Source organism: Lactobacillus sp., assembly GCF_051893255.1.
Taxonomy (GTDB): domain Bacteria; phylum Bacillota; class Bacilli; order Lactobacillales; family Lactobacillaceae; genus Lactobacillus.
This window is the reverse complement of record NZ_JBJFHB010000042.1, coordinates 1-2,284: the sequence shown is the minus strand read 5'-3', so window position 1 is coordinate 2,284 and position 2,284 is coordinate 1. Positions and strand designations below refer to the sequence as shown.

The 2,284-nt window shown below is 46.5% G+C and carries 3 protein-coding genes and 1 pseudogene; all 4 read left to right on the top strand.

Annotated features, from left to right (window positions below; all coding sequences use genetic code 11):
• Positions 1–124: pseudogene (locus tag ACI4WN_RS03540) on the top strand (LCP family protein); the annotation flags it as partial.
• Positions 124–1,005, top strand: a complete 882-nt coding sequence (locus ACI4WN_RS03535; protein WP_439776987.1) for a YveK family protein — start codon at positions 124–126, stop codon at positions 1,003–1,005. The pseudogene ACI4WN_RS03540 and the gene ACI4WN_RS03535, both read left to right, overlap by 1 nt.
• Before the next feature lie 9 nt (positions 1,006–1,014).
• A complete protein-coding gene (locus tag ACI4WN_RS03530; RefSeq protein WP_439776986.1) occupies positions 1,015–1,770 on the top strand; it encodes a CpsD/CapB family tyrosine-protein kinase in 756 nt (251 codons plus the stop codon).
• A gap of 5 nt (positions 1,771–1,775) precedes the next feature.
• Positions 1,776–2,284: tyrosine-protein phosphatase (locus ACI4WN_RS03525; protein ID WP_439776985.1), on the top strand; the 509-nt coding region annotated here is incomplete at its 3' end.

Here is a 2,284-nt window from a genome sequence, read left to right as displayed (position 1 = left end):
CAACCAACAATTTGGTAATATGGAAGTTGAAATTATGTCAACTAAAGAAAGACAGAGAATTTCCAATAATATCCGGCAAACTTTAGGAATTAAGAATGTCAACGTTTTAAAGGAGGACAACTAGTGAGCTCTGAACAACAGAAGAACGAAGAAGTAACCATTGACTTGCGTCGCCTGTTCCTGTTAATCAGGAAGCATGTTGCCAGTATTTTGGTTTGGACCATTGGCTTAGGCTTAGTCGGCTATGGGGTATCTGACTACCTGATCACGCCAAAGTACACGGCCACTACCCAGCTCTTGGTTAACCGGAAGACTACTGATGCTAACCAAGCATACGCCATGCAACAAGCTGACGTTAACGCGGTTACGACTTACAAGGACTTGATCACTAGTCGGAAGATCTTAAAGGGTGCTTCAAGCTACTTGGCTAACCCAGTAACTTTGGTTAAGAAGGCTACCCCAGCTAAGAAGGCTGTTTATAAGACCCAAGATGATGGTACTCGTGTTTTGGTTAAGAAGGCCGTTAAGGCTCAGCCAGCGGTTTACAAGCGTGACAGCAAGAGCTACACGGTTTCCGCTAGCGAATTGAAGAGCGCGATCAGTGTTACGACTACTACTTCTTCCCAGGTTTTCTCTCTGTCAGCTACGGCAGAAACGCCTGCTAAGGCCAAGGCAGAAGCTAACGCTGTTGCCAAGGAGTTTAAGGAACAGTTGCCATCCATCATGGACGTCAACAACGTGACTATCGTAGCTACCGCATCTAACGGTACTAAGAGTTTCCCTAACGTGAAGCTGATGACTGCTGTCGGCGCCTTGGCTGGTTTGATTATCAGCCTGATGATCATCATTATCCGCGATTTGTCTGACACCACTGTCCGGGAAAGCTCCTTCATGACCGATGAAATGGGCTTGATCGACTTAGGTGAAGTGGCAAGCATCAAGATGCCAAAAGACTGGACATTTACGCCAGCTACTGCCAAGCGCACTACTAGAAGACGGGTATAGGAGGTTAGCATGGGATTATTTAAGAAAAAGGGCCTAGACAACGAAACGATGAAGAATGGTGCCAAGCTGATTACCTTGGCCCGTCCCCAAAGCGTCATTTCTGAACAATTCAGAAATATTCGTACTAATATTTCTTTCATGAACGTTGATAAGGAAATCAAGACTATTGCCTTCACGTCCGCTATGGCCTCTGCCGGTAAGTCAACGGTTAGCGCCAACGTGGCGATCACTATGGCTCAAGCTGGCAAAAAGACTCTCTTGATTGATGCCGACTTGCGGCGGCCAACTTTGCACTCAACTTTTAACGTCTCTAACGTCCAAGGGTTAACTACTTTGTTGACTAATAAGAATGTTGATCCAGAGAGCGTAATTATGGCAAGTGGCGTTGAAAACTTGGACATTTTGACGGCCGGTCCGATTCCGCCTAACCCTTCAGAACTCCTGGGTTCTAAGCACATGCTGGACTTGATTGAAAATGTCAAAAAGGAATACGACATGGTGGTAATCGACTTAGCGCCAGTTCTAGATGCAGCAGAAACCCAGCAATTGACTAGTTCCCTTGACGGGACGATCTTGGTGGTTCGCCAGGCCCACTCCCAAAAGGCTGCAGTTAAGCGGGCTGTGCAAATGCTCAAGTTGACCAACTCACCAATTCTTGGCTACGTTATGAATGACGTTGGCGAAGACGGCGATGGTGGCTACGGTTATGGCTATGGTTATGGCTATGGTTACGGCTACGGTGAAGAAGACAAGAAAGGCAAGTAAGAATTATGACAGTTGTCGATTTACACTGTCACATCTTGCCAGGAATCGACGACGGTAGTAAGGATTGGGAGACCTCATTAAAGCTCGCGCAAGACGCAGTCAATGATGGGATCACCCACGCCTTGTGCACGCCGCACACGCTGAATGGCCGATTCCTCAACCACAAGGCAGATGTGATCAAGTTAACTGAGGAATTTCAAGAAAAAATTGATCAAGCTGGGATTCCGCTAACGGTCTTCCCAGGACATGAAGTCCGTCTGTCAGGTGGTCTTTTGGATGCCTTAGACAAGGACGACATCCTCTTTTGTGACGAGGATGGTCAGTACATGCTGTTGGAATTGCCAAGCAACGAAGTTCCCCACTATACTAAGAACATGGTCTTCCAGTTGATGCAAAGAGGTATCACGCCAATTATTGTTCACCCTGAACGGAACAATGAAATTCTGGAAGAACCGACTAAGCTTCAAGAGTTTTTGGAAATGGGAGTCTTAGTGCAAATTACAGCTAGTTCATA

Coding starts and splice junctions, on each gene's coding strand:
- ACI4WN_RS03530 (WP_439776986.1), top strand. CDS start 1,015: ATGGGATTATTTAAGAAAAAGGGCCTAGACAACGAAACGATGAAGAAT.